The sequence below is a fragment of the Pseudomonas sp. UBA6315 genome (assembly GCF_002438125.1).
In the GTDB taxonomy this organism is placed as follows: domain Bacteria; phylum Pseudomonadota; class Gammaproteobacteria; order Pseudomonadales; family Pseudomonadaceae; genus Aquipseudomonas; species Aquipseudomonas faucium.
On sequence record NZ_DJTF01000145.1, the window covers coordinates 1 to 4619 of the forward strand.

Below are 4619 nucleotides of genomic sequence, written 5' to 3' on the forward strand. Positions count from 1 at the left end.
GCGAGGTTCGGTTAATTGGCGCAGACGGCGAGCAGGTTGGCATCGTCTCGATTGATGAAGCGCTGCGTATCGCTGATGAAGCGAAGCTGGATCTGGTAGAAATCTCTGCAGACGCGGTACCGCCGGTCTGCAAGGTCATGGACTACGGCAAGCACCTCTTCGAGAAGAAGAAGCAGGCTAACGAAGCCAAGAAAAACCAGAAGCAGATCCAGATCAAAGAAATCAAGTTTCGTCCAGGGACGGAGGATGGGGATTACCAGGTAAAACTACGCAACCTGGTACGTTTCCTTACCGATGGGGACAAGGCCAAGATCTCTCTGAGATTCCGTGGCCGTGAGATGGCCCACCAGGAGCTGGGCATGGAGCTGTTGAAGCGGGTCGAAGCCGACCTCGCCGAATACGGCACCGTTGAGCAGCATCCGAAGATGGAAGGACGCCAGCTTATGATGGTCATCGCCCCCAAGAAAAAGAAGTAATCTCCCGGGCACGGCAGGCCTGATGATTATGTGTAATTTTATCGAATGCGGAGTTCCAACATGCCAAAAATGAAAACCAAGAGCGGTGCTGCGAAGCGCTTCCTGAAGACAGCTTCGGGCTTCAAGCACAAGCACGCTTTCAAGAGCCACATCCTGACCAAAATGTCGACCAAGCGTAAGCGTCAACTGCGTGGTAGCAGCCTGCTGCACCCGTCCGACGTCGCGAAAGTCGCGCGCATGCTGCGCGTTCGTTAATTCTGGTCAAAGATAGAGGAAGTTACTCATGGCTCGTGTAAAGCGCGGCGTTATCGCTCGTAAGCGTCACAAAAAAATTCTGAAACTGGCTAAAGGTTACTACGGTGCACGCTCGCGCGTATTCCGCGTAGCCAAGCAGGCAGTCATCAAGGCAGGCCAATACGCCTACCGCGACCGTCGCCAGAAGAAGCGTCAGTTCCGCGCACTGTGGATCGCTCGTATCAACGCCGGTGCCCGCACCAACGGTCTGTCGTACAGCCGTCTGATTGCTGGCCTGAAAAAGGCGTCGATCGAAATCGACCGTAAGGTTCTGGCTGACCTGGCAGTGAACGAAAAAGCGGCGTTTGCTGCAATTGTCGAGAAAGCTAAAGCCGTTCTGGCTTAAGTACCCACGACAATCATCCGGCGGCGCGTTGCGCCGTCGGGTGTAAAACGTCATCGATAGGGGAAGAGCCTTCAAAGCTCTTCCCCTATTTTCGTATCTGGAGTCTGTACATGGAAAACCTGGATGCGCTGGTCTCCCAAGCCCTAGAAGCTGTGGAGCGCGCTGAAGACATCAATGCCCTGGAACAGATCCGGGTTCAGTATCTCGGCAAGAAGGGCGAACTGACCCAGGTGATGAAGACCCTGGGCAACCTGCCAGCCGAAGAGCGGCCGAAAGTCGGCGCGCTGATCAACGACGCCAAAGAGCGCGTTACCGAGGTGCTCAACGCACGCAAGGCAGGCTTCGAAGAGGCCGAGCTCAGCGCTCGCCTGGCCGCCGAATGCATTGATGTGACCCTGCCAGGTCGTGGCCAGGCCACCGGTGGCCTGCACCCGATCACCCGTACACTCGAGCGCATCGAGCAGTTCTTCACCCACATCGGCTACGGCATCGCCGAAGGCCCAGAGGTGGAAGACGACTACCACAACTTCGAAGCGCTCAACATCCCCGGCCACCACCCGGCCCGGGCGATGCACGACACCTTCTATTTCAATGCCAACATGTTGCTGCGCACCCACACCTCGCCGGTGCAGGTGCGGACCATGGAGTCCACCCAGCCGCCGATCCGCATTGTCTGCCCGGGCCGCGTCTACCGCTGCGACTCGGATATCACCCACTCGCCGATGTTCCACCAGGTCGAAGGCCTGCTGATCGATCGCGACATCAACTTCGCCGACCTCAAGGGCACCATCGAAGAGTTCCTGCGGGTGTTCTTCGAGAAAGAACTGGCCGTGCGCTTCCGCCCGTCGTTCTTCCCGTTCACCGAGCCGTCCGCCGAAGTCGACATCCAGTGCGTGATGTGTTCCGGCAAAGGCTGCCGCGTGTGCAAGCAGACCGGCTGGCTGGAAGTGATGGGCTGCGGCATGGTGCACCCGAACGTGCTGCGCATGTCCGGCATCGACCCTGAAGAATTCCAGGGCTTCGCCTTCGGCATGGGCGCCGAGCGCCTGGCCATGCTGCGCTATGGCGTCAACGATTTGCGTCTGTTCTTCGACAACGACCTGCGCTTCCTCGCGCAATTCCGCTAGGTCAATGCCCGACGCAACTTTCAGGAGAACAGCATGAAATTCAGTGAACAGTGGCTGCGCGGTTGGGTAAACCCGCAAGTCTCCCGTGACGAACTGGTCGCCCGCCTGTCCATGGCCGGCCTTGAAGTCGACAGCGTGACCCCCGCTGCCGGCCAGTTCAGCGGCATCGTCGTGGGCGAGATCCTCGCCACCGAACAACACCCCGACGCCGACAAACTGCGCGTGTGCCAGGTCAGCAACGGCCAGGAAACCTTCCAGGTCGTGTGCGGCGCGCCAAACGCACGCCCCGGCATCAAGATCCCGTTCGCCATGATCGGCGCCGAACTGCCAGGCGACTTCAAGATCAAGAAGGCCAAGCTGCGCGGCGTCGAGTCCTTCGGCATGCTGTGCTCGGCCGCCGAGCTGCAGATCAGCGAAGAGAACGACGGCCTGCTGGAACTGGCTGCCGACGCCCCGGTGGGCCAGGACATTCGCCAGTACCTGAACCTGGACGACGCCAGCATCGAGATCGGCCTCACCCCGAACCGCGGTGACTGCCTGTCCCTGGCGGGCCTGGCCCGTGATGTCAGCGCCCTGTACAACGTCCCGGTCACCCGCCCGGTGGTGCCAGCCGTAGCGGCTGCCCACGACGAAGTGCGCCCGGTCGAAGTGACTGCCCCGGCCGCCTGCCCACGCTACCTGGGCCGTGTGATCCGCAACGTCGACCTGTCCAAGCCGACCCCGCTGTGGATGGTCGAGCGCCTGCGCCGCAGCGACGTGCGCAGCATCGACGCCGCCGTCGACATCACCAACTACGTGATGCTCGAGCTCGGCCAGCCGATGCACGCCTTCGACCTCGCCGAAATCAACGGCGGCATCCGCGTGCGCATGGCCGAAGAGGGCGAGAAGCTCGTCCTGCTCGACGGCCAGGAAGTCTCCCTGCGCGCCGACACCCTGGTCATCGCCGACCACACCCGCGCCCTGGCCATTGCCGGCGTGATGGGTGGCGAGCACAGCGGCGTCAACACCGAGAAAACCCGCGATCTGTTCCTGGAAAGTGCCTTCTTCGAGCCGATTTCCGTCGCTGGCAAGGCCCGTTCCTACGGCCTGCACACCGATGCCTCGCACCGCTACGAGCGCGGCGTCGACTCGCAACTGGCCCGCGAAGCCATGGAGCGCGCCACCGCCCTGGTGCTGGAGATCGTCGGCGGTGAAGCCGGCCCGATCGTCGAAGCCGTCAGCCAGCAGCACCTGCCGCAAGTCGCCCCGGTGACCCTGCGCGCCGAACGCATCACCCAGATGCTCGGCATGGAGCTGGACGCCGCCCAGGTCGAGCAGATGCTCAACGCCCTGGAGCTGACCACCACGGCCAACGGGGCAGGGCAGTGGACGGTCAACGTCCCGAGCCACCGCTTCGACATCAGCCTGGAAGTGGACCTGATCGAAGAACTGGCGCGCCTGTACGGCTACAACAACCTGCCGGTTCGCTACCCGCAAGCCCGCCTGGCCCCGCAAGCCCGCCCGGAAACCCGCGGCGAGCTGCCGAACCTGCGCCGCCTGCTGGTTGCCCGCGGCTACCAGGAAGCCATCACCTACAGCTTCATCGACCCGAAACTGTTCGAGCTGTTCACCCCAGGCGTCGAGCCGCTGCTGCTGGCCAACCCGATCTCCAGCGACATGGCCGCCATGCGTGCGTCCCTGTGGCCAGGCCTGGTCAAGGCGCTGCAGCACAACCTCAACCGCCAGCAAGACCGTGTGCGCCTGTTCGAAAGCGGCCTGCGCTTCGTTGGCCAGCTGGGTGACCTCAAGCAGCAACCGATGATCGCTGGCGTCGTCACCGGCAGCCGCCTGCCGGAAGGCTGGGCGAATGGCCGCGACAGCATCGACTTCTTCGACGTCAAAGCTGACGTGGAAGCCCTGCTGGGTTACTCCGGCGCCCTGAGCGACTTCACCTTCGTCGCCGGCAAGCACCACGCCCTGCACCCAGGCCAGACCGCCCGCATCGAGCGCGACGGCAAGGAAGTCGGCTACCTCGGCGCCCTGCATCCAGAGCTTGCCAAAGCCCTGGACCTGGACCGCCCGGTGTTCGTCTTCGAGCTGGTATTGGGTGACGTGGTCGAAGGCCGCCTGCCGAAGTTCAGTGAGCTCTCCAAGTTCCCGGAAACCCGTCGCGACCTGGCTTTGATCGCAGGACGTGATGTAGCTTCGAGTTCGGTGCTTGAAGTAATTCGTGACAATGCAGGCGAATGGCTTACAGACCTCAGGCTGTTTGACGTCTACCAGGGTAAAGGCATTGATCCTGATAGAAAAAGCCTGGCCGTCGGCTTGACCTGGCAGCATCCATCGCGCACTCTTAACGACGATGAGGTGAATATTACCCTGCAAAACATCCTCACC

General features: G+C 61.8%; 5 protein-coding genes. All 5 read left to right on the forward strand.

The features are described 5' to 3' along the window. Positions 1-476 (forward strand): translation initiation factor IF-3 (gene infC / locus B3E94_RS17355; protein ID WP_286914435.1); only part of this gene is annotated, 476 nt, incomplete at its 5' end. 60 nt (positions 477-536) lie between these two features. Continuing rightward, positions 537-731, forward strand: coding sequence for a 50S ribosomal protein L35 (gene rpmI, locus B3E94_RS17360; protein WP_008100408.1), 195 nt, complete (start codon positions 537-539; stop codon positions 729-731). Between the two features lie 28 nt (positions 732-759). After that, entirely contained in the window at positions 760-1116 is a 357-nt protein-coding gene (rplT, locus tag B3E94_RS17365) for a 50S ribosomal protein L20 (protein WP_003250671.1), read from the forward strand. Between the two features lie 110 nt (positions 1117-1226). Further along, positions 1227-2243 (forward strand): phenylalanine--tRNA ligase subunit alpha, encoded by a 1017-nt coding sequence (pheS, locus tag B3E94_RS17370; RefSeq protein WP_176514290.1) that lies wholly within the window; start codon positions 1227-1229, stop codon positions 2241-2243. A 33-nt stretch (positions 2244-2276) separates the two neighbouring features. After that, positions 2277-4619 (forward strand): phenylalanine--tRNA ligase subunit beta (gene pheT, locus B3E94_RS17375; protein ID WP_286914437.1); only part of this gene is annotated, 2343 nt, incomplete at its 3' end.